Genomic DNA, 20,978 nt, shown 5'->3' with positions numbered 1-20,978 from the left:
ATACCGCACGACGGCAGAGAGGGGGCGACGCGCCCGCGTGGTCAGGCCAGCAGCCCCTCGTCGCGGTCGTTCCGCCCTGGTGATGGTGCTCGCCTCCGCGATCACCACACTGGGCGCCATCCCGCCGTTCCTCCTGGGCGCCCAGGCCGTCCGCATCCGCGAGGACCTCGGGCTGGGGCTGGGGGCCTTCGGGGTGGCCGTCAGCGTCTTCTTCGCGACGGCGGCGGTCGCCACGCTGTCGACCTCCGGGGTGGTCGATCGGCTGGGGCGTGGCCGCCTGCTGCTCGCCGCTGGCCTGCTCGTGTCCTGCGGCGGGGTCGCCATGACGACGCTGGCCCGCGGCTGGTGGACGCTCATGCTCGTCATGGTCCTGCTCGGCCTCGGCAACGCCGCCTCGCAGGCGACCGCCAACCTGCTCATGGCGCGCACGCTGCCGCCCGGGCGTCGGGGCCTGGGCTTCGGGGTGAAGCAGTCGGCGGTGCCCCTCGCCATCATGCTCGGCGGGCTGGCGGTCCCGACGACCGGCGCGATCTGGGGGTGGCGGTCCACCTTCGTCATCACCGCCGCTCTGGGGGCGGTGGTCGTGGGCGGGGCCGTGGCCGTGCTCGTCCGGGAACACCGGAGAGGCCGACGTGGGGCCGGCGCGCCGGTCTCGCTCCCGGAGCTGATGGAGTCGCCGCCGACCCTCCCGCTCGTGCTCGCGGCGCTGGCGATCACCTTCGCCAGCGCGGCCGCCAACTTCGTCGGCGCCTTCGCCGCCTCGTGGGGCTTCGAGGTCGGCCTCACCCCGTCTCAGACCGGGGTGCTCATGGCCCTCGGCTCGGGCGGCTCGATCGCGGTCCGGGTCTTCTCCGGCTGGCGGGCGGACCACCGCCACGGGGCCAACCTGCCGGTCGTCGCCACCCAGATGGGGGTCGGCGCCCTGGCCTGCGCCGGCCTGGTGGTGGCCCAGCCCTGGGCCGTGTGGGTCTTCGGGCTGCTGGCCTTCAGCATCGGCTGGTCCTGGCCCGGCCTCCTCCTGTATGCCGTGGCGCGCCTCGGCCGGGACAACCCCGCCCAGGCCTCGGGCGCGGTCCAGGCGGGGGCCTTCGCGGGCGGCGCGCTGGGGCCGGCGCTGCTCGGCGGTCTCTCGCAGGCGGTGGGCTTCCCGCTCACCTGGGGGGTGGCCGCCGCCTGCTTCGCGATCGCCGGGTTGCTCGTCCTGCTGGCCCGCAGCCGCTTCACCGCCGACCTGCTCACCCGACCCCCGCGCGAACCCTTCCGCTACGCGCGCAGCAAGGTGACGCCTCCGCGGGAGGCGTGAGGAACGGCATACCTGCGGGTGGTGGGCGTCCTGAGCGCCCGGTGCGGTCCGGCCGCGCGTCCGGTGCGGTCTGTGCGCGCGTCCGGTGCGGGGTGGTTCAGGTGAGGGCGGAGGCCATGCGACGGACGGCCTCCTGCACGAGCTCCTCGCTGGTGCCGATGTTGAGGCGGGCGAAGCCGGTGCCGCCGGCGCCGAAGGCCGGGCCTGGTGAGAGCAGCACCCGGCCGCGCTCCAGGAAGGTCTGGGCCGGGTCGTCGCCGAGGCCGAGGTCGCGGCAGTCCAGCCAGGCGAGGTAGGACGCGTGGCCGGGCGTGAACCGCACGCCCGGCAGGTGCTCGGCCAGGAGGGCGGGCAGCGACCGGGTGCGCGCCTCGATCTCGGCGACGGCCGCGGCCAGCCAGTCGCGTCCGTCCGTGTAGGCGGCGACCGCGGCGACCTGCCCCAGGATGCTCGGCGCCCAGTCGGTCTCCGGCTGACGCGCCGGCCACCTCCCCTCGACGGCGGTGACGCCGAGCGCCAGCTTGAGGCCGGCGGTGTTCCACGCCTTCGACGGCGAGTGCAGCGCGATCCCGACCTGCCGGGCCGCCTCGCTCACGGTGAGGAACGGCACGAAGGGCCGCGGGCTGCCGGGGTGCACGAGCGGGGCGTGGATCTCGTCGGCGATGACGACCGCGTCGTGCTGCGCGGCGAGGTCCGCGAGCGCGGCCAGCTCCTCACGCGGGTAGACGTAGCCCAGCGGGTTGTGCGGGCTGCACAGCAGCACGACCCGGGCGCCGCCGGCGAGGGCGCGGCCCATCCCCTCCAGGTCCAGCCGGCCGCCGTCGGCCACGTCGAGCATCGGCACCTCGAGCGCCTCGAGGCCCAGGTCGCGCAGCCACGGGTAGAACGAGAGGTAGACCGGCGGGTTGAGGACCACCGCGTCCCCGGGCGAGGTGAGCGCGCGCAGGGTCTCCTTGGCGGCCTGGCCGACGTCGGCGAACAGTCGCACCCGCCCCGGGGTGCCCTGGGTCTCCCAGCCCCAGACGTCTCGGGCGAAACCGGCGAAGGCGTCGACCACCGGGGTGGGCTCCCCGGCATACCCCAGGTCGCTGCGGTCGACCGCGGTGTGCAGCGCGGCGCTGATCGCGGGAGCGGTCCGGACGTCCATCTCGGCGGTCCACGCGGGCAGCACGTCGTGGGGGACGCGGCTCCACTTGGCGCTGCGGTGGGTGCGCATCTGCTCGAGCGTGAGGTCGAAGGGCGAGGCCATGGGACCAGCCTCTCAGGTGCGGGTTGACACCCTCCGCGGCCTCTCGCACAGTGGGCGGGACATCGCGGCCGGTGGCCCGCGGACCGTGCCTGAGCGAGGAGCACCGATGAGCCTGTCCACGACCGGGGGAGCGCCCACGGCCTACCACCTGCGCCCGGCCCGGGGCTGGCTCAACGACCCCAACGGGATGGTCTTCCACCAGGGGCGCTGGCACGTCTTCTTCCAGCACAACCCGCAGGGCCCGTGGCACCGGCAGATCGCCTGGGGGCACGCGAGCAGCACCGACCTGCTGCGCTGGCGCGAGCACCCGGTGGCCTTCACGCCGCAGCCTGGAGGGCCGGACAGCGTCGGCTGCTGGTCCGGGGTCCTCGTCACCGGGCTGGAGCGCCCCGCCGCCGTCTACTCCGGGGTGACCCACGCGGACGGGCGCAGCACGGTGTGCCTGAGGTGGGCGCAGGACGACGGCCTCGACACGTGGTCGGACCCCGTGGTCGTCGCCACCACCCCCGAGGTCGACGACGTCGCCGTGATGCGCGACCCGTTCGTCTTCTGGCACGGCGGACACCGGTATGCCGTGCTCGGCGCCGGGCTGCGCTCGGGGACGCCGGCGATCCTGCTCTACGGCTGCGACGACATCGAGCGGTGGGAGTACCTCGGGGTCTGGCTCACCGGGGCCGACGAGGCGCTCGCGGGGGCCCTGCCGGCGGACGTCTGGGAGTGCCCGCAGCTGGCGGTGTGGGAGGGGCGGGCCTCGCTCGTGGTGTCCCTGCACGACCGGGGTGTGCTCGGCCAGGTGGTGGCCTGCACCGGTGACCTCGGGTCCGACGAGGCCGGCCGTCCGGCCCTCGTCGTGGACCGGGTGGACCTGCTGGACGACGGGGCCGACTTCTACGCCCCGCAGCTCGCCCCGGACGGCCGCGAGGGCTTCTGGCTCATGGGGTGGGTCCGCGAGGACGGGCCGGAGGAGAGCGCCGGCGACCACGCCGGGTGCATGACCGTGCCGCGCCGGCTGGTGCTGGAGGGTGGGTCCCCCCGCCTGGTGCTGGACCCGCTGGCCGCCCAGGGGCTGCCGTGGCAGGGGGCCACGCCCGTGCCCGGCGCTCGCCTCGAGGGCCAGCTCAGTCTCGAGGTCGGCACCGGGGGTGCCGACCTGGAGCACCCCCGGCTGGGCGGGCGGTCCCTGCCCGCGGGCAGCCGGGTCCTCGTCGACGGGTCGGTCCTGGAGATCTACCCCGCGCAGGGGCCGCCGGCGAGCTTCCGGGACCCGGTGCCGTGGCACTGGGCGGACCCGGCCGACCCGGCCTGAGGGGCCCGGGGCAGCGGCGGCTCAGGCGGCGAACGCCCAGCGGTCCAGCACCCGCTGGAGCTCGTCGACGTGCCAGCGCGGCACGTAGGCCACGGTGATCTTCTGGCCGTGCCGGACGAAGGCGCTGGCCTGGCCGGGCAGGCAGACCGCGTCGAAGATCCAGGGCAGGACGTCCAGGTCGGCGTTGTCGTGGTCGAGGCGGGGGTGGATCTCGCGGGTGATGCGCCCGAGCCGGAAGCGGACGACCCACCGGTTGCGCTCTCGGTCGACGCCGCCGCGCACCTCCCCGAGCTCGCTGGTCGAACCGGCGGCGGCGGCCAGCTTGCGCACGAGGTCGGGGTAGGAGTCGGGGCCGACGACATGCTCCAGGTCGACCGTGGTGACGTGCGGGTGGTGGGTCAGCCCGCCGTCGGCGTCGCGCGCCAGGCAGTGCATGACCGCGACATAGGGGTGCTGCCGCACCGCCTGGGCGACCTCGCGGTCTGCGAGCAGGTCCGCCTCGGTGACGCCGTCCTGGGGGGAGAGCCCCAGGCGCTCCAGCGTCGCGAGCTGCTCCCGGGCCGAGGGGCGGATGGCCGGGGTGACCAGCATCGGTGCGTCGTCGTCGGCGTCACTGTGTCGGGCGAAGACCTCGGACAGTCTCATGGTCCAAGACTGCCACCGCCGGCGAGGAGGCACAACGACCGAGCGCCGCGTCCGGCGGGGCCGGACGCGGCGCTGGTGTCACGCGGTGCGGCGCTGCTCAGGCGACGCGGGTCTGCGGCGCGTTCTCCGCGGTCTTGCCCGGGTCCTTCTCGGCGACCCCACCGACGGCGTCGTCGATCTTGGCCATGAGGTCGGCGTCGAGGGTGACACCGGCGGCCTTGACGTTGTCCTCGACCTGCGAGGGCTTGGACGCGCCCACGAGGGCGGCCGCGACGTTGGGGTTCTGCAGCACCCACGCGACGGCCAGCTGCGGCATGGTGAGGCCGGCCTCCTCGGCCAGCGGCTTGAGCTCCTGCACCGCGCGCAGCGTCTCGTCGCGCATGAAGCCCTGCATGCCCTTGCCCATCGACTCGTCCGCGGCGCGGCCCTCGGTGGGCTGCTGGCCGGGGAGGTACTTGCCGGAGAGCACGCCCTGCGCCATCGGGCTCCAGACGATCTGGGAGATCCCGAGCTCCTCGCAGGTCGGCACGACCTCGGGCTCGATGACCCGCCACAGCATGGAGTACTGCGGCTGGGAGGAGATGAGCTGGATGCCCAGGTCCTTGGCCAGCGCGTGCCCGGCGCGGATCTGGTCGGCGGTCCACTCGCTCACGCCGATGTAGAGCGCCTTGCCCTGCCGCACGACGTCGGCGAAGGCCTGCATGGTCTCCTCCAGCGGCGTCTCCGTGTCGTAGCGGTGCGCCTGGTAGAGGTCGACGTAGTCGGTCCGCAGCCGCAAGAGGCTGCCGTCGATGGACTCCATGATGTGCTTGCGGGACAGGCCGGTGTCGTTCTTGCCGCCCGGGCCGGTCGGCCAGTAGACCTTGGTGAAGATCTCCAGGCTCTCCCGGCGCTCGCCCTGGAGGGCCTCGCCGAGCACGGTCTCCGCCTTGGTGTTGGCGTAGACGTCCGCGGTGTCGAAGGTGCTGATGCCGGCGTCGAGCGCGGCGCGCACGCACTGGTGCGCGACCTCGTTCTCGACCTGGCTCCCGTGGGTGAGCCAGTTGCCGTAGGTGATCTCGCTGATCTTGAGGCCGCTGTTTCCGAGGTATCTGAACTCCATACCCTCCACGGTATGCCGCCCTCCCGGGCTCGTCCTGCCCGGCCCCCACCCCTTCGACGACGGGAATGAGACCGGTTGCGCCGGCGTTGTAGACCCTCCCGAGATCCAGGAGGACCGTGCGCCCGCTCCCCGACCTGACCGCCCAGCACCGACGCCTCGCGGAGCTGGGGGTGCCGGTCCCTCACCTCCCGCCGGGACTCGTCGGCGACCTGCTCGTCGTGCATCCCCGGCTGGTACCGGTGGCCGACCTCGTGCCGCTGCTGCGGCGCGGCGACCGGCCCGGGTTCGTCGTCGAGGACCTGACCGACCTGGCGGAGTTCGGCCCGGCGCCGGGGGTCGAGGTCCCGGACACGGACCTGTATGCCGTTCACGCCCCCGAGCGCGGCGACGAGCACGCCGACCGCAGCCCCGACGAGGTCGACCCGCAGATCCGGGCCCGGGGGCGCGACCTCATGACCGCCGCCGAGGGCGTGGCCTGGGTGCTCCAGCAGCCCGAGGTCCTCGAGCGGAACCACTGCTTCATGACCACCGGGTCGCGCCGCCCGCGCGCCGGCGGCCCCGGCCTGGACGCCCGCGTCCCGGCCCTGTGGATCAGCAACGGCACCGGCCGCGACGGCCGGGACCGCAAGGACGCACCGAAGCTGGGCTGGTGCTGGGCCGGCAACCGGCACACCTGGCTGGGGATCGCCTCGGTCGCCGGCCGCAGCACCGCCTGAGTCACCGGGTCAGCGGCGTCGACCGAGGTCGTACTTCACCAGGGCCCCGTTGCCGAACGCTCCCGTGGTCGCGTAGACCCGCTTGCCGGAGAGCGCCACGTCCGAGGGCGAGTCGACGGTGAACAGGGTGCGGGCCCTCCAGCTGCCCGGGCGGACCACGGAGACCTCACCACCGAACAGCTCCGCCACGACGAGGTGGCCGTCGCGGGCCCGGTCCAGCCCGGTCGCGCCGTACAGGCCACGGGCGACCGTGGTGGCGTGCCCGTGCCGGTCGATGCGGTACACCCGGCTCAGCGGGAGGATCTCGCCGGCCGCGCCGCCCAGGGTGGTGACGTAGAGCCGGCCCTTGTGGTCCACCGCCACGTCGGTGGGCACCGACTCGGGGACGTAGTCCTCGCCGACCAGGCAGTCGGGGAGCGGGTCCGCGCCGGGGGGCAGCGACCCCTCCAGGCCGGCCTTGAGCTCCTCGGTGAAGGTGATGTCGAACACGGGCAGCACCGCCGCGGTCGAGATGTCACCGGTGCGCAGGTCGACCTCGAGGACCGCGTTGGCCGCCGCGTCCGCCACGTAGGCACGGTGCCCGCTGACCTTGAGCTGGTAGGCGTTGGACTCCACGATGCCGGTGTACTCCGACAGGGGCGGGGAGTCCGAGGCCTCCTCCCAGGCGCCGAGCTCCTCGGCGCACGAGGAGTTCAGCCCGACGAAGCCGTAGCTCACCCCGGCGTCCGGGTTGTTCTGGATCTCGTGCTGCCACAGGTCGTCGCTGACCACCTTCCGGGTGCCGTCCCACGAGGTCCGGACCACGTGGCTGGTCGGCGTCTCCCCGGAGAGGTCGCTCTCCAGGTGGTACGTCTTGCCCCGGCTGGTGGCCACGCCGCCCAGGCTGCCGGTCTCCGGCACCTGGTACACGGTCCTGACCGTGCCCCGCTTGACCTTGGAGAGCTGACCGCTGAAGTTCTGGGTCAGATAGACGTGTCCGGACCCGACGGCCAGGCTCAGCGGCCCGACCAGTCCGTCGACGACGACACGAGGCTCGTTGGTGTGGGCCTGTGCCGGTGCGGTGAGAAGAGACGCCGTGAGCGCCAGCACGCTGGCTGCCACGGCAAGGGTGGATCGACGCATGTCCAGACCTCCGGTTCACGATGTGGAGGGCGGGCTCGGTTGGGCTCGTCCAGATGCGACGGCCCCTGCGTCACACCCGGCCGCCGCTGCTCGCATGCTCCTGCTGCCTTGACGCGGTGTCAAGAGGCTCCGTGGCAGAGGGTGCGGGTGGTGCTAGAGCGTCGTCGCGGCGTCCTCGCGGAGCACGAGCGGCAGCCCGGCCCGGCGGAAGGCGTCGGCGGAGAAGAAGCCGACGACGCCGCTGACCTGGCCGTCCCGCAGGTCGACGACGCAGAGCTGGAAGGCCTCGTACGTCCCGTCCTCCCCGCGGAGGTACATCCCCGCCGCGGGCTGACCGTTGGCGACGGTCGGCACCATCCGCAGGTCGCGCGGCCCGGTCGCCGGGCACTGCCCACCGATGAGCGCCGCGATGTCGTCCGGGCCCAGGTAGTAGCGGTCGTAGGGCGGCATCTGCCAGACGGCCTGCTCGGTCATGACCCCGACGACGGCTGGGACGTCGTAGCGCTCGAAGGCGTCGCAGAAGGCGGCGAACACCTCCCGCTCGGCGTGGCTGAGCTCGCTGACCCGGCGGCCGGCCCGCTCGAGCCCGTCGCCGATGGTGGCCCGCGAGCGCTGGAGCGCGGAGTTGACCGCGGCCACCGTGGTCTCGAGGGCCTGCGCGGTCTCGGCCGCCGAGAGCTGCAGGACGTCGCGCAGCACGAGCACCGCCCGCTGGAGCGGGGGGAGGTCCTGGAGCGCGGCGACGAACGCCAGCTGGGTGTCCTCGGTCTCGACGGCGGCCTGCGCCGGGTCGACGGGGATGACGTCACGCCCCCACACGACGCGGTCCGGCAGCGGCTCGAGCCAGTCGCGGGAGCGGTCCTCGACGACCGGGACCCCCGGGTCGCCGGGTGGTTGCCCGAGCCCGCTGGGCAGCGGCCGGCGGGCCTGGCCCTTGAGCGCCGTGAGGCAGGAGTTGGTGGCGATGGTGTACATCCACGTCCGCACCGAGGACCGCCCCTCGAACCGGTCGAAGGCCCGCCAGGCCCTCAGGTAGGTCTCCTGCACGAGGTCCTCGGCCTCCCCGGCGGACCCGAGCATGCGGTAGCAGTGCGCGATGAGCTCGCCGCGCAACGGTGCGGTCAGCTCCTCGAACTCGCGCTCCTGCTGCGGGCTCAGCGTGGTGGACATCCGGACTCCCTCGACCCGTGCGACCTGACCCCTCTCACGCTAGTACCCCGCACCGACGGACGTGCGGGATCACGGCGCACGGGTGTATGATGTGTGCATCATGCAACTATCTGAGGAGTTGGCACGGACCTTCGCGGCGATGGGCCGCTTCCTGCGCGAGCGGGAGGGGGATCTCGCGCCCACCGACGTCGCGGTCCTGGTCCGGCTGGCCGGGCAGCAGTGCACCCGGTCCCGGGACCTGGCCCAGGCCGAGGGCCTGGACCCCTCGACCATGAGCCGTCGCCTCGCCTCCCTGGCCGAGCGCGGCCTGGTCGAGCGGCATCCCGACCCCGCCGACCGTCGGGCCCAGGTACTCGGCCTCACGGAGGCCGGGCTGGCGGCCCTGACCCAGGAGCGCGCCCGCCGCGTCGAGCTCGTCACCGACACCCTGGCCGACTGGCCGGAGGGCGAGAAGGCGCAGCTCGCCGACCTTCTCGGACGCCTCGCCGACTCGCTGGAGTCGGCCCGCGGCACGCATACCTCCGGTCAGTCGCCCTGAGGGACCCGGGCGGCCACGCCCACCCCACCAGCCTCCCGACCGCACCACCCAGCAAGGATCTGATGACCGCCAGCACCAGCACGGGCCCCAGCCCCGTCGACACCCAGGACGCCACCCCCTCGACCACCGACACCCCCTCGACCGCCGCCACCGCCGTCGACCCGACGGCGTCGTCGGCCCCCGCCTTCCGCCTCAGCCGGGAGCACAAGATCGTCTTCGCCGGCCTGATGATGGGCATGTTCGTCGCCTCGATCAGCCAGACCATCGTCGGACCGGCCCTGCCCCAGATCGTCGCCGACCTCGGCGGGATGAGCCACTACTCGTGGGTCGCCACCGCCGCCATGCTCGTCTCGGCCGTGGTCGTCCCCGTCGTCGGCAAGCTGTCCGACCTCTACGGGCGCAAGACCTTCTATCTCGCCGGTCTCGTCATCTTCATGGTCGGCTCGATCGTCTCCGGCCTGGCCGGGAGCTTCTGGATGCTCGTCGCCGGCCGCGCCATCCAGGGCGCCGGCATGGGCACGCTCATGCCCCTGTCGCAGACCATCATCGGCGACATCATCCCGGCCCGGCAGCGCGGGAAGTACCAGGGCCTCATGGGCGCCGTCTTCGGCGTCACCTCGGTGGCCGGGCCGCTCGCCGGCGGCCTCATCACCGACCACCTCGGCTGGCGCTGGCTGTTCTTCACCACCCTGCCGATCGGGCTGCTCACCCTGTGGTTCGTCCTGCGGCACATGCACCTGCCGCACCAGCGCCGCGAGGCGAAGATCGACGTCGCCGGGATCGTCACGCTGTCCGTGGCCATGGTCTCCATCCTGCTGGCCACGAGCTGGGGCGGCACGACCTACCCCTGGGCCTCCGCCGAGGTGCTCGGTCTCTACGCCCTCGGGCTGGTCACCGCGGCCGCCTTCGTCGTCGTCGAGCTGCGGGCCAGCGAGCCGCTGCTGCCGCTGCGCCTCTTCCGGAACAGCGTCTTCAGCTGGGCCAACGTCGCCGGTCTCGGTCTGGCGATGGTGATGTTCGGGTCGATCATCTACATCCCGGTCTTCGCGCAGGGCGTGCTCGGCGTGGACGCCACCCAGTCCGGGCTCATCCTCATGCCGATGATGCTCGGCCTCATCGTCATGGGCATCCTCACCGGGCTGCTGGTGACGAAGACCGGCCACTACAAGCCGTTCATGCTCACCGGCGTGGCCATCATGGCCTCAGGGGTGTGGCTGCTGACGATGCTGTCCGAGACCTCCAGCCCGTGGGAGCTCTTCGGGTCGATGGCGGTCGTGGGCGTCGGTCTCGGGATGGCGATGCAGCAGTACACCCTCGTCGTCCAGAACGTCGTCGCCCGGCGCGACCTCGGGGTCGCCACCGCGACGACCCAGTTCAGCCGCAACATCGGCTCGACCGTCGGGATCGCGGTCTACGGCTCGATCATGACCGGCGGGCTCGGTGCCGCGGTGGCCTCGCACCTGCCGGCGCAGATGCGCGAGCAGGCCGCCGCGCAGGCCGGAAGCCTGGACGTGGGCGCCGTCCTCGACCCGGGTGCGCTCGGCGGCGTACCGCCCGTGGTCCAGGAGGCGCTGCGCGCCGGTCTGGCCGACCAGCTGCACGGGGCCTTCCTCATCGGCCTGCCGATCCTGGCGCTGGTCTTCCTCGCCACGGCCATGATCAAGCACGTGCCGCTGAAGGACACCCTCGAGGACGCGCCGGCCGACCAGGGCTGAGGCGTCCGGGCGAGGACGACGACGAGGACACCGGGCGCTTCACCCGTGCGGGACCACCCGGGTGAAGCGCCCGGTGTCCAGCCAGTGCCGCAGCCGCTCGCCGGTGATCCGCAGGAAGGCCGCCGCGTCGGACCGCTGGCCGGCTGTCGTGCTCGCGAGGATGCTGTTGGCGAGCAGCAGCTGACGGGCGGCCACCAGCGCCTCGAAGTCCTCGGCCGGCAGGTCCGGGAGCGGGCGCCGGGCGGCATACCCCGCCCGGACGTCGTCCTCGGGGCCGTGCTCGTCCTCGCCGCCGCGCAGGTAGAACGCGCAGATCGCGAGGTCCAGCGCCGGCACGCCGAGCCCGCTGTCGTCGAAGTCGAAGACCGCGAGCCGGTGCTCGTGCCACTTGAGGTTGCCGCCGTGCAGGTCGGCGTGCAGCGGGATGACCGGCTCCTGAGACAGCCGCTCGAAGGCGGCCTCGCACCGCTGCACCGCCTCCGCCACCAGGGCGGCGAGCCCCTGGTCGTGGGCGACGCCCTCCGTGAGCAGGTCGGGGTCGCCGAAGAGGGTCCCCGTCAGCCGCGGGAACCGGTGGTGCCCCTCGGGCTCCCAGGACTCCGCGTGCCCGTGCAGCGTCGCCATCAGCCCACCCAGGGCCCGGCACTGCTCGGGGGTGCTGACGGTGCCCAGGTCCTCCCCCTCGAGCCAGGTGCTGGCCGTCACCATGACCTCCCGGCCCAGCTCGGTCGACCCCACCAGGGCGAGGTAGCCCCCGTCCTCGACCGGCACCGGGTCCGGCACGAGCACGTCGGTGTCGCGCCGGATCGCGTGCTGCCAGGCCTGCTGCGCCTGCACGTTGCCCGCCGAGCTCAGGGAGTTGGTGTTGACCCGCATGGCCACCGCCCTGCCCGGGGTGTCGAGGCGGAACGTGGTGTTGAAGCCGTGCAGCACGAGGCGGACCTCGGTGGGCGCCAGCCCGAAGAGGGGTGCGGCGCGCTCCGCCACCCCGCGCAGGAGCTCGACCTGGGAGAGCTCGTCCAGGTCCTGGTATGCCGTGGGCATGGCTCAGCCTCGCACGCGCCCGAGCGGCACGTCACACCGCACGGAGTAGCCTCCGGCCATGCTCGGAGTCCTGCACCTGCCGACCGCGCTCCTGGTCCTGGCGGCGTGCCTGCTGGTCTGGCTGGTGTCGTGGTGGCGTCGACGCCGGGCCGCCCGCGGCTTCCTCTCCGAGACCGACCGCATCACCTACGAGACACTGCGCTCCGGCGCCCAGGCCGGCCGCAACCTGCGGGCCGGGCTGACCCCGGAGCACGCCGAGCCGGCTGCGCGGCACCTGCGGATGATGCTCGGCGGCACCGCCCTCGCGATCTGCGACAGCCAGCAGGCCCTGGCCTGGAGCGGGTTGGGCGAGCACCACCGCGAGCAGGCGTCCGGGCACGCCCACCGGGTGCTGCAGGGCGGTGACGTCGTCGTCCTCACCCGGGCCGACCTGCCCTGCGACGTGCCCGAGTGCCCGGTGCGGGCCGGCGTCGTCGCCCCGCTCGTGGTGGACGACCGCGTCATCGGTGCGCTCGCGGCATACTCCCCCCGTCCCTCGGCCGGGCTCGCCCGGGCGACCGAGCAGGTCGCGACCTGGGTGAGCGGGCAGCTGGAGCTGGGCGAGCTGGACCGCGAGCGCACCCGCGCGATGGAGGCCGAGCTGCGCAGCCTGCGGGCCCAGATCAGCCCGCACTTCATCTACAACTCCCTCGGCGCCATCGCCTCCTTCGTACGCACCGACCCCGACCGGGCCCGCGAGCTGCTGCTGGAGTTCGCCGACTTCACCCGCTACGCCCTGCGTCGCGGCGGCGCCTACACGACGCTCGCCGACGAGCTGCGCAACATCGAGCGCTACCTCGTGCTCGAGCAGGCGCGCTTCGGGGAACGGCTGCGGGTCAACCTGCTCATCGCCCCCGAGGTCCTGCCGGTCGCGGTGCCCTACCTGGCCGTGCAGCCCCTGGTGGAGAACGCCGTGCGCCACGGCCTGGCCGACAAGGAGGGCGTCGGGACCATCACCATCACCGGCACCGACCTGGGCGACCTCGCGGAGATCGCCATCGAGGACGACGGCGTCGGCTCCGACCCCGAGCTGGTGCGGCGCGCGCTCGACGGCGACCGCAGCGGGGAGACGGTCGCCCGCGACAGCGACAGCGTGGGGCTCGGCAACGTCGACGCGCGGCTGCGGCAGGTCTACGGCGACGAGCACGGCCTGGTCGTCGAGACCGCGCCGGGCCTGGGCACCAAGGTGACCTTCCGGGTGCCGAAGTACGCGCCCGGCGTCCATCCCGACCGCTGAGCCCGGCCCTACCATGACCCCATGCGTGCCCTCGTCGTCGACGACGAACCGCCGGCCCTGTCCGAGCTGACCTACCTGCTGGAGCGGGACGGCCGGTTGGGCAGCGTGCACCCGGTGGCCTCGGGCACCGATGCGCTGCGCGCCCTCGAGGACGGCGACATCGACGTGGTCTTCTCCGACATCTCCATGCCGGGCCTGGACGGGATGGAGCTCGCCCGGGTGGTCAACCGGTTCGCCCGGCCACCGCTCGTGGTCTTCGTCACCGCGCACGAGCAGCACGCGGTCGACGCCTTCGCGGTCCGCGCGGTCGACTACGTCATGAAGCCGGTGCCGCCGGCGCGGCTCTCCCAGGCCGTCGACCGGGTGGTCGCGGCCCTCGCGCAGCGCGGCCCCGCCCCGGTCGAGTCGGTGGAGGCCGTCGGCCGGGTCCAGGGCACCCCGCCGGACCCCGCCGAGGAACGCATCGCGGTCGAGCTCGGCGGCGTCACCCGCTTCGTCCAGCGCTCGTCGGTCCGCTACGTCCAGGCGCAGGGCGACTACGTGCGCCTCTTCACCGGCTCCGCGTCGCACCTGCTGCGGCTGCCGCTCACCACCCTGGAGGAGCGCTGGGCCGCGGCCGGCTTCATCCGGATCCACCGCTCCACCCTGGTCAACCTCGCCCACGTCGGTCAGGTGCGCCAGGCGCAGGGACGCCTCAGCCTGCGGCTGCTGCCCGACGGTCCCGAGCTGCCGGTGGCGCGCAGGCACGCCCGCACCGTGCGCGAGCGGGTCCTCGGCGAGGGCGCGTGAGCGAGGGGACGCCGCCCCGGTTCGAGGCGCGGGTCCGGGTCACCTCCTCGCGCCGCGAGGCCGCCACGGCACGTCGTCGGCCGATGGCCGCCGCGCTGGTCGAGCAGACCGGGGCCGGCGAGCTCTACCTGCGCGGGTTGCTGCGGGCCCAGCTCCGGCTCACCCTCGGGGTGCTGGCCGGGCTCGCGGTGGTGCTGGGCGGCATACCCGTCCTGTATGCCGTGCTCCCCGCCGCCCGGTCGTTGCAGGTCGCCGGGGTGCCGGTCGTGTGGCCCGTGCTCGCCGTCCTCGTCTACCCCGTCCTCGTCGGGGTGGCCGCGTGGTACACCCGGGCGGCGACGCGGATCGAGCGGCGGCTCTCCGCCGTCGCCAGGGAGCGTTGAGCGTGGCCCCCAGCCTGGCCGGGGCGGCCGTGCTGCTCGTCTGCCTCGTCACCGTCGCGCTCAGCGCCTTCGGGCTGCGCCTGTCCCGTCGGACGAGCGACTTCTACGTCGCCGGGCGCGCCGTCTCGCCGCAGCGCAACGCCGCCGCGATCGGCGGGGAGTACCTCTCGGCCGCCAGCTTCCTCGGTGTGGCCGGGTTGATCTACGACCAGGGGGTGGACGCGCTGTGGTACCCGGTCGGCTACACCGTCGGCTACCTCGTGCTGCTCGTGCTCGTCGCCGCCCCGCTGCGCCGGTCCGGGGCCTACACGCTGCCCGACTTCGCCGAGGCCCGCCTGGAGTCGCGCTCGGTGCGCCACCTGTGCTCGGTCCTCGTCGTGTTCATCGGCTGGCTCTACCTGCTGCCGCAGCTGCAGGGTGCCGGCTTCACCCTGCGGCTCGTGTCCGGCGCCCCGCTGTGGCTGGGGCCGGTGCTCGTCGTCGGGGTGGTCGTGCTGTCGGTGGCGGCCGGGGGGATGCGCTCGATCACGCTCGTCCAGGCCGTGCAGTACTGGATCAAGCTCTCCGCGCTGGCCATCCCGGCCGGGGTGCTGCTCGCCGTGTGGTGGGGGACGCAGGGGCCGGGGCTGGAGGTCACCGAGTCGTGGGTGCTGCCGGGCAGCGGCCCGCAGGCCGGAGGTCACGGGCTCTACCGCACCCTCTCGCTCATGCTGGCGCTGGCGCTCGGGACGATGGGGCTGCCGCACGTCGTGGTGCGCTACTACACCAACCCGGACGGCACCGGCGCCCGGGCGACGACGGTGCGGGTGCTCGTGCTCCTCGGCCTGTTCTACGTCGTCACGGTGGTGTATGCCGTGCTCGGCCGGGCCTACCTGCCCACCCTGGGGCCGGGGGTGCGGGCGGACACGGTGGTCCTGCGGCTGCCGGCGGAGGTGCTGCCCGGGGTGGGCGGTGAGGTGCTGCTCGCCGCGCTGACCGGCGGCGCGTTCGCGGCCTTCCTCTCGACGTCGTCGGGGCTGGCGCTCGCGGTGACCGGGGTGCTCAACCAGGACGTCGTGCGGCCCCTGCTCGCCCGGGCCGTGCCCGGCGACCACTCCGAGGTCGCGGGCTTCCGGATCGCCGCCGTGGTGGCCGTGCTGGTGCCCTTCGCCGGGGTGGGCGTCTTCCCCGAGGTCCCGCTGGCGGCGTTCGTCACCCTGGCCTTCGTCATCGCCGCCTCGACGTTCTTCCCGCTGCTGGCGCTGGGGGTGTGGTGGCCGCGGCTGTCGGTGCAGGGTGCCACGGCCGGTCTGCTGACCGGGGCGGTCCTGGCCATCGGCGCGGTGGCCGTGACCGTGCTCGCGGGGGACCAGGGCGGGTGGGCGGACGCGCTGCTCGCCCAGCCGGCGGCGTGGATCGTGCCCCTGGTCGGCCTCGTCATGGTGGTGGTCTCGCTGCTGACCCCGCAGGGGATCCCCCGGGGTGCGGCGCGCACGCTGGTGCGGCTGCACACCCCGGAGGACCTCACCGCGTGAGCCGGGGGGCCTCCTGGCTCAGAGGGGCGCTGGTGCTCAGAGGTTGCTGGTGATCTCCGCGTCCTCGCGCAGCCCGGCCACCAGCTCGTCCGTGGCCGCGGCCTGCTCCTCGGACTGCAGCTGCTGGGAGATCTGGTCCCGGACCTGGTCGAACTCGGGGATCTCCGGCTGCCCCGGGGCGGCCGTGCCCGACGCCTCGTCCTCGCCGCCTCCGGCGCCCTCCTGCTGGGCCACGAGCTCGTCGTAGTAGGCGCGCAGCTCCTCCTCCGAGGGCTCCTCGACGGGCGCCTCCTGCTCGACGTAGGCCTGGATCGCGATCTGGTTGGCCGCCTCCCTGCGCGCGGTCTCCTCGTCCATGCCCTGCTGCTCGAGGACCTCGAGGAACTGGTCGACCGACTCCAGGCCGTTGCCCGTCGCGAGCTCCTCGAGGAGGGTGTCGACCTCCTCGTCGGAGGGCTCCAGACCCTCCTCCTCGGCGGCCTGGCGCAGCAGCACGCTGTCGACGACGACCTCGAGGGTGTCTTCCTGGAGCTGCTCCTCGTCCAGCTCCTCACCGCTCATCTGCGCCTGGCCGGCCGCGGCCGCGAACTGGCTCTCGTAGTAGGTGACGAACTCCTCCTTCGTCACGTCCTGCCCGTTGACCGTGGCCACCGGGTCCGGGATCTGCTCGAGGTCGGGCTCCGGCATGGCGTCCGGTGCGGGGGCGCTGCTGCTGGCCGCGTCGTCGGACCCGGCGGGTGAGCTGCTGCTCGCCGCGTCGGTGTCGCCGGAGTCGTCGGAGCCACCGCAGGCGGAGAGCCCCACGAGGCTCAGGGTCACGCTCAGGCTCACGGCTGCGAGCCTCGTCGTGGCGGACATGGTGCATCTCCCTCATCGGGTTCGGGTGGACAAGCCGGCGAACGTAGCACGCTCCCGTGGGCGGTCCGCCCCGGAAGCTCCCAGACTCCGGTCAGGCTCCCAGCCTGCCACCCGCCCGGCGGTCCCGCTCGCCGCGCACCCGCGACCGCTCGGCGCAGGCCCCCGACCCCTGGTCGCCCCGGACCTGCGCGCGCGGGGGAGGGCACGGCATACTCGGCAGGACGACCCCGAGCGCAAGGAGAACCCATGTCCGACGAGGGACTGTCCAACCTGCTGCACGAGGAGCGCACCTTCGCGCCGAGCGAGGAGTTCGTCGCCCAGGCCAACGGCACGGCCGAGCTGTTCGAGCAGGCGGAGGCCGACCGGGAGGGCTTCTGGGCGCAGAAGGCGCGGGAGTACCTCGACTGGGAGACCGACTTCGACCAGGTCCTCGACTGGAGCGAGGCGCCGTTCGCCAAGTGGTTCCTCGGCGGGCGGCTCAACGCCTGCGTCAACGCGGTCGACCGGCACGTCGAGGCCGGTCACGGCGATCGCGTCGCGATCCACTGGGTGGGGGAGCCCGAGGACGACACCCGCGACATCACGTATGCCGAGCTGCACGAGCAGGTGCAGCGGGCCGCCAACGCGCTCACCGACCTCGGCGTCCGCGAGGGCGACGCCGTCATGATCTACCTGCCGATGGTCCCCGAGGCCGCGGTGGCGATGCTCGCCTGCGCCCGCATCGGCGCCCCGCACTCGGTCGTCTTCGGGGGCTTCTCCTCCGACGCGCTGCGTAGCCGCATCGCCGACGCCGGCAGCAAGGTCGTCATCACCGCCGACGGGGGCTACCGACGCGGCAAGCCCTCCGGGCTGAAGTCGGTCGTCGACGGCGCGCTGGAAGGTGGCGAGAACCCGGTCGAGAGCGTGCTCGTCGTGCGGCGGACGGAGCAGGACGTCGAGTGGACCGAGGGGCGTGACACGTGGTGGCACGAGGCGCTGGAGGCGGCCGAGGCCACCCACGAGGCGCAGTTCTTCGACGCCGAGCACCCGCTGTTCATCCTCTACACCTCCGGCACCACCGGGAAGCCCAAGGGCATCTTCCACGCGACCGGCGGTTACCTGCTGCAGACGGCCTACACCTCGCACGTCGTGCACGACATCCACCCCGAGAGCGACGTCTACTGGTGCACGGCCGACGTCGGCTGGGTCACCGGCCACTCCTACATCGTCTACGGGCCGATGACCCTGGGCGCGACCCAGGTGATGTACGAGGGCACGCCGGACACCCCGCACCAGGGCCGGTTCTGGGAGATCGTCCAGGACAAGAAGGTGACGATCCTCTACACCGCACCCACGGCGATCCGGACGTTCATGAAGTGGGGCAAGGAGATCCCGGAGAAGTTCGACCTCTCCAGCCTCAAGCTGCTCGGGTCGGTGGGTGAGCCCATCAACCCCGAGGCGTGGATGTGGTACCGCGAGGTCATCGGAGGCGGCCGGTGCCCCATCGTCGACACCTGGTGGCAGACCGAGACCGGAGCCATCATGATCAGCCCGATCCCGGGGGTCACCGAGACGCGACCCGGCTCGGCCCAGCACCCCATCCCCGGCATCAACGCCGTCGTCGTCGACGACATGGGGCAGCCGGTCGAGAAGGGGTCCGGCGGCTACCTCGTCGTCACCGAGCCCTGGCCCTCCATGCTGCGCGGCATCTGGGGCGACCCGGAGCGCTACCGGGAGACCTACTGGAGCCGGTTCGAGGACATGTACTTCGCCGGTGACGGCGCCAAGCTGGACGAGGACGGCAACATCTGGGTGCTCGGCCGCGTCGACGACGTCATGAACGTCTCCGGCCACCGCATGTCGACCGCCGAGATCGAGTCGGCGCTGGTCAGCCACCCCAAGGTCGCCGAGGCGGCGGTCGTGGGAGCGGCGGACGAGACGACCGGCCAGGCGATCTGCGCCTTCGTCATCCTGCGCGAGGAGGCCGTGGAGCAGGCCGACGAGGAGGGCGAGGGCCAGGATCTGGTCGCCGAGCTGCGCCAGCACGTCGCCAAGGAGATCGGCGCCATCGCCAAACCGCGGCAGATCATGATCGTGGCCGAGCTGCCCAAGACGCGCTCGGGCAAGATCATGCGCCGGCTGCTCAAGGACGTCGCCGAGAACCGCGAGGTCGGCGATGTCACGACGCTCGCCGACTCCTCGGTCATGGACCTCATCACCCAGGGGATGAAGGAGGGCTGACCCGCCTCAGCGGCTCTCCCAGGCGTCGGGCTGGCGGAGCAGCTCGGTGACCTCGGCGGGCCAGGCGCCGTGGCGCAGCTGGTCCAGGCTCGTCCCGTCCAGCACCGCGCGCAGCGCGGCCCGGGTGGCCACCCACAGCGCGGGCAGGTGCTCGGCCTCCCCGGGGTATGCCGTGTCGTGCGGCCGCAGGCCCCGCACCTCGGCCAGCGGCCCGTCGACGGCACGGATGATGTCGCCGACGGCGATCTGGTCGGCGGGGCGGGCGAGCAGGTAGCCGCCCCGGGCGCCGCGGCGGGAGGCGACGAGGCCGGCGCGGCGCAGGTCGGCGACGATCGCCTCGAGGAACTTGACCGGCAGGTCCTGCGCCTGCGCGAGCCGGTCCACCGAGACGGGCGTGTCCTCCTGCGCCCCGGGGCCGTCCTGGCCGGCGGCGAGGGCGAGCATGGCCCGCACCGCGTAGTCCGAGCGTGCCGAGATGTCCACCGGCCCAGTCTCTCGCACCGCCCGGGCCGCCGGGCATACCCGCACCTGACGCCTCCGAGGCGTGAGGCCTTCGGCGCTTGACATTAATCCTAGTGACCCGACAGGATTAGGAGGAATACTCCGGTCGGTCTCGACCGGTCCCGTGGCTCTCACCCCCTCAGGAGGGGCTCATGCGTCAACTCATCCTGCTCGCCCTCGTGGGCCTCGCGGCCCAGCTCGTCGACGGCGGCCTCGGCATGGCCTACGGCGTGACGACGACCACGCTGCTGCTCATGCTCGGCACCAACCCGGCGGCGGCCTCCGCGACGGTCCACCTGGCCGAGATCGGGACGACGCTGGCCTCCGGCGCCTCGCACTGGAAGTTCGGCAACGTCGACTGGACGGTCGTCTGGCGGGTGGGGGTGCCGGGGGCGGTCGGCGCCTTCCTCGGGGCCACCGTGCTGAGCTCGATCGACGCCGAGGTCGCCCGGCCGATCACCGCCACGATCCTGCTGGTCCTCGGGGTCTACCTGCTCGCCCGGTTCACGCGCACCGGCATGCGCACGGACCGCATCGGTCAGCCGCTGCGGCGCCGTTTCCTCGCCCCGCTGGGCCTGTTCGCCGGCTTCCTGGACGCCACCGGCGGCGGGGGCTGGGGGCCGGTGGGCACCCCTGCCCTGCTCGCCAGCGGCCGGATGGAGCCGCGCCGGGTCGTCGGCTCGATCAGCGCCTCGGAGTTCCTCGTCGCGGTGGCCGCCAGCCTGGGCTTCCTGGTCGGCCTGGGTCACCAGGGGATCAACCTCACGTGGGTCCTGGCGCTGCTCGCCGGCGGGGTGGTCGCGGCGCCCATCGCCGCCTGGCTGGTGCGGGTCATCCCCCCGCGGCTGCTCGGCGTCGGGGTCGGCGGGCTCATCGTGCTCACCAACGCCCGGACCCTCCTGCGCGCCGAGCTCGTCGACGCCGGCGACGTCACCCGCTCGCTGGTGTATGCCGTGATCGTCGCGGTCTGGCTGGGCGCCCTGAGCTCCGTCGTGGCGGCGCTCCGGCTCAGCCGTGCCGCCGCAGGTGTCGCCACGGACGGCTCAGAGCGAACTTCCGCCCGCTGACCTCGGTGATGGTGATGGCGACGACGTTGAACTTCTCGGTGCCGACCCAGGGCCGCAGCCGCAGGTTGTCGACCTCGCGGGCCTCCTGGCCCTCGAGGACGCCGGCGGTGCCGCGGGCGACGACGCTCCAGGCGGTCTCCGCGTCGTCGTCGACCTGGTCGATCTCGAAGGCGACGTCGGAGTCCATCACCACGCCGAGGAGCTTGGAGCCCTCGGCGGTACGGAAGACGAGACGGTCGCGGTCGACGGCGTAGTTCACCGGGGCGATGTGCACCTCGTCGCTGAGGTGGTACGCCAGTCGGCCGAACTCCTGTGAGGCGAGGAGGTCCCAGCACTGCCGCTCCGAGAGGGTGGTCGTGGGCGAGTCGCTCATGGGCTGCTCCTGTCGTCGAGGGCGTGCCTCTATGCTACTACATCGGGTCGTACAACGTCGGGTGTGCGGCCCGGGGCGTGACCTCCG

20 protein-coding genes are annotated in these 20,978 nt (G+C 73.4%); 11 read left to right on the top strand and 9 right to left on the bottom strand.

Annotated elements, in window-relative coordinates:
• The first annotated feature begins 37 nt into the window (after window positions 1–37).
• Entirely contained in the window at window positions 38–1,303 is a 1,266-nt protein-coding gene (locus Q0967_RS13475; RefSeq protein WP_299450532.1) for an MFS transporter, read from the top strand.
• Between the two features lie 97 nt (window positions 1,304–1,400).
• On the opposite strand, the gene Q0967_RS13470 is transcribed toward Q0967_RS13475, so the two are convergent.
• Window positions 1,401–2,552 (bottom strand): MalY/PatB family protein, encoded by a 1,152-nt coding sequence (locus tag Q0967_RS13470; protein ID WP_298750061.1) that lies wholly within the window; start codon window positions 2,550–2,552, stop codon window positions 1,401–1,403.
• 106 nt (window positions 2,553–2,658) lie between these two features.
• On the opposite strand from Q0967_RS13470, the gene Q0967_RS13465 reads away from it, so the two are divergent.
• A complete protein-coding gene (locus Q0967_RS13465) occupies window positions 2,659–3,858 on the top strand; it encodes a glycoside hydrolase family 32 protein (RefSeq protein ID WP_298750059.1) in 1,200 nt (399 codons plus the stop codon).
• Between the two features lie 21 nt (window positions 3,859–3,879).
• On the opposite strand, the gene Q0967_RS13460 is transcribed toward Q0967_RS13465, so the two are convergent.
• Both Q0967_RS13460 and Q0967_RS13455 read right to left on the bottom strand, forming a co-directional pair.
• Entirely contained in the window at window positions 3,880–4,503 is a 624-nt protein-coding gene (locus tag Q0967_RS13460) for a hypothetical protein (protein WP_298750057.1), read from the bottom strand.
• 97 nt (window positions 4,504–4,600) lie between these two features.
• Window positions 4,601–5,605, bottom strand: a complete 1,005-nt coding sequence (locus Q0967_RS13455; RefSeq protein WP_298750055.1) for an aldo/keto reductase family protein — start codon at window positions 5,603–5,605, stop codon at window positions 4,601–4,603.
• 116 nt (window positions 5,606–5,721) lie between these two features.
• On the opposite strand from Q0967_RS13455, the gene Q0967_RS13450 reads away from it, so the two are divergent.
• The gene (locus Q0967_RS13450; protein ID WP_298750053.1) at window positions 5,722–6,321 is read left to right on the top strand and encodes a DUF5701 family protein; all 600 of its coding nucleotides are present in this window, start codon (window positions 5,722–5,724) and stop codon (window positions 6,319–6,321) included.
• 9 nt (window positions 6,322–6,330) lie between these two features.
• Here Q0967_RS13450 and Q0967_RS13445 read toward each other — a convergent pair whose 3' ends face one another.
• Together Q0967_RS13445 and Q0967_RS13440 are read right to left on the bottom strand one after the other, a co-directional pair.
• On the bottom strand, window positions 6,331–7,443 hold the full coding sequence (locus Q0967_RS13445; protein WP_298750051.1) for a ScyD/ScyE family protein: 1,113 nt from the start codon (window positions 7,441–7,443) through the stop codon (window positions 6,331–6,333).
• 153 nt (window positions 7,444–7,596) lie between these two features.
• The gene (locus Q0967_RS13440; protein ID WP_298750049.1) at window positions 7,597–8,613 is read right to left on the bottom strand and encodes a sigma-70 family RNA polymerase sigma factor; all 1,017 of its coding nucleotides are present in this window, start codon (window positions 8,611–8,613) and stop codon (window positions 7,597–7,599) included.
• 100 nt (window positions 8,614–8,713) lie between these two features.
• Here Q0967_RS13440 and Q0967_RS13435 point away from each other — a divergent pair, with 100 nt between their 5' ends.
• Window positions 8,714–9,151: a MarR family winged helix-turn-helix transcriptional regulator gene (locus tag Q0967_RS13435; RefSeq protein ID WP_298750047.1), complete on the top strand. Its 438-nt coding sequence runs from the start codon at window positions 8,714–8,716 to the stop codon at window positions 9,149–9,151.
• A 62-nt stretch (window positions 9,152–9,213) separates the two neighbouring features.
• Window positions 9,214–10,866 carry an MDR family MFS transporter gene (locus tag Q0967_RS13430; protein ID WP_298750045.1) on the top strand — a complete coding sequence of 551 codons (1,653 nt, stop codon included), beginning with the start codon at window positions 9,214–9,216 and terminating at the stop codon, window positions 10,864–10,866.
• A gap of 39 nt (window positions 10,867–10,905) precedes the next feature.
• Here the strand turns inward: Q0967_RS13430 and Q0967_RS13425 are convergent, their stop codons facing one another.
• A complete protein-coding gene (locus Q0967_RS13425; protein ID WP_298750043.1) occupies window positions 10,906–11,910 on the bottom strand; it encodes a phosphotransferase enzyme family protein in 1,005 nt (334 codons plus the stop codon).
• Window positions 11,911–11,968: 58 nt separating this feature from the next.
• Here Q0967_RS13425 and Q0967_RS13420 point away from each other — a divergent pair, with 58 nt between their 5' ends.
• Genes Q0967_RS13420 through Q0967_RS13405 form a run of 4 tightly spaced genes read left to right on the top strand, consistent with a single transcriptional unit; the run spans window position 11,969 to window position 15,872 of the window.
• Window positions 11,969–13,186, top strand: a complete 1,218-nt coding sequence (locus tag Q0967_RS13420) for a histidine kinase (protein ID WP_298750041.1) — start codon at window positions 11,969–11,971, stop codon at window positions 13,184–13,186.
• A 21-nt stretch (window positions 13,187–13,207) separates the two neighbouring features.
• Window positions 13,208–13,975 carry a LytTR family DNA-binding domain-containing protein gene (locus tag Q0967_RS13415; RefSeq protein WP_298750039.1) on the top strand — a complete coding sequence of 256 codons (768 nt, stop codon included), beginning with the start codon at window positions 13,208–13,210 and terminating at the stop codon, window positions 13,973–13,975.
• On the top strand, window positions 13,972–14,358 hold the full coding sequence (locus Q0967_RS13410) for a hypothetical protein (protein ID WP_298750037.1): 387 nt from the start codon (window positions 13,972–13,974) through the stop codon (window positions 14,356–14,358). Before Q0967_RS13415 ends, Q0967_RS13410 begins: the two co-directional genes overlap by 4 nt.
• Window positions 14,359–14,360: 2 nt before the next feature.
• Window positions 14,361–15,872, top strand: coding sequence for a cation acetate symporter (locus Q0967_RS13405; RefSeq protein ID WP_298750035.1), 1,512 nt, complete (start codon window positions 14,361–14,363; stop codon window positions 15,870–15,872).
• A 36-nt stretch (window positions 15,873–15,908) separates the two neighbouring features.
• On the opposite strand, the gene Q0967_RS13400 is transcribed toward Q0967_RS13405, so the two are convergent.
• Window positions 15,909–16,703, bottom strand: a complete 795-nt coding sequence (locus Q0967_RS13400) for a SurA N-terminal domain-containing protein (RefSeq protein WP_298750031.1) — start codon at window positions 16,701–16,703, stop codon at window positions 15,909–15,911.
• Between the two features lie 273 nt (window positions 16,704–16,976).
• On the opposite strand from Q0967_RS13400, the gene acs reads away from it, so the two are divergent.
• On the top strand, window positions 16,977–18,950 hold the full coding sequence (gene acs, locus Q0967_RS13395) for an acetate--CoA ligase (RefSeq protein WP_298750029.1): 1,974 nt from the start codon (window positions 16,977–16,979) through the stop codon (window positions 18,948–18,950).
• Window positions 18,951–18,956: 6 nt separating this feature from the next.
• Here the strand turns inward: acs and Q0967_RS13390 are convergent, their stop codons facing one another.
• A complete protein-coding gene (locus tag Q0967_RS13390; RefSeq protein WP_298750027.1) occupies window positions 18,957–19,433 on the bottom strand; it encodes an Rrf2 family transcriptional regulator in 477 nt (158 codons plus the stop codon).
• Between the two features lie 170 nt (window positions 19,434–19,603).
• On the opposite strand from Q0967_RS13390, the gene Q0967_RS13385 reads away from it, so the two are divergent.
• Window positions 19,604–20,518, top strand: a complete 915-nt coding sequence (locus Q0967_RS13385; RefSeq protein WP_298750025.1) for a sulfite exporter TauE/SafE family protein — start codon at window positions 19,604–19,606, stop codon at window positions 20,516–20,518.
• On the opposite strand, the gene Q0967_RS13380 is transcribed toward Q0967_RS13385, so the two are convergent.
• A complete protein-coding gene (locus Q0967_RS13380; RefSeq protein ID WP_298750023.1) occupies window positions 20,460–20,891 on the bottom strand; it encodes a pyridoxamine 5'-phosphate oxidase family protein in 432 nt (143 codons plus the stop codon). The two genes, Q0967_RS13385 and Q0967_RS13380, sit on opposite strands and share 59 nt — an antisense overlap.
• Window positions 20,892–20,978 lie beyond the last annotated feature (87 nt).

Source organism: uncultured Serinicoccus sp. (genome assembly GCF_947500995.1).
Lineage (GTDB): Bacteria > Actinomycetota > Actinomycetes > Actinomycetales > Dermatophilaceae > Ornithinicoccus.
Note: the sequence above shows the minus strand (reverse complement) of the source record. Positions and strands in the feature narration are given on the sequence as shown.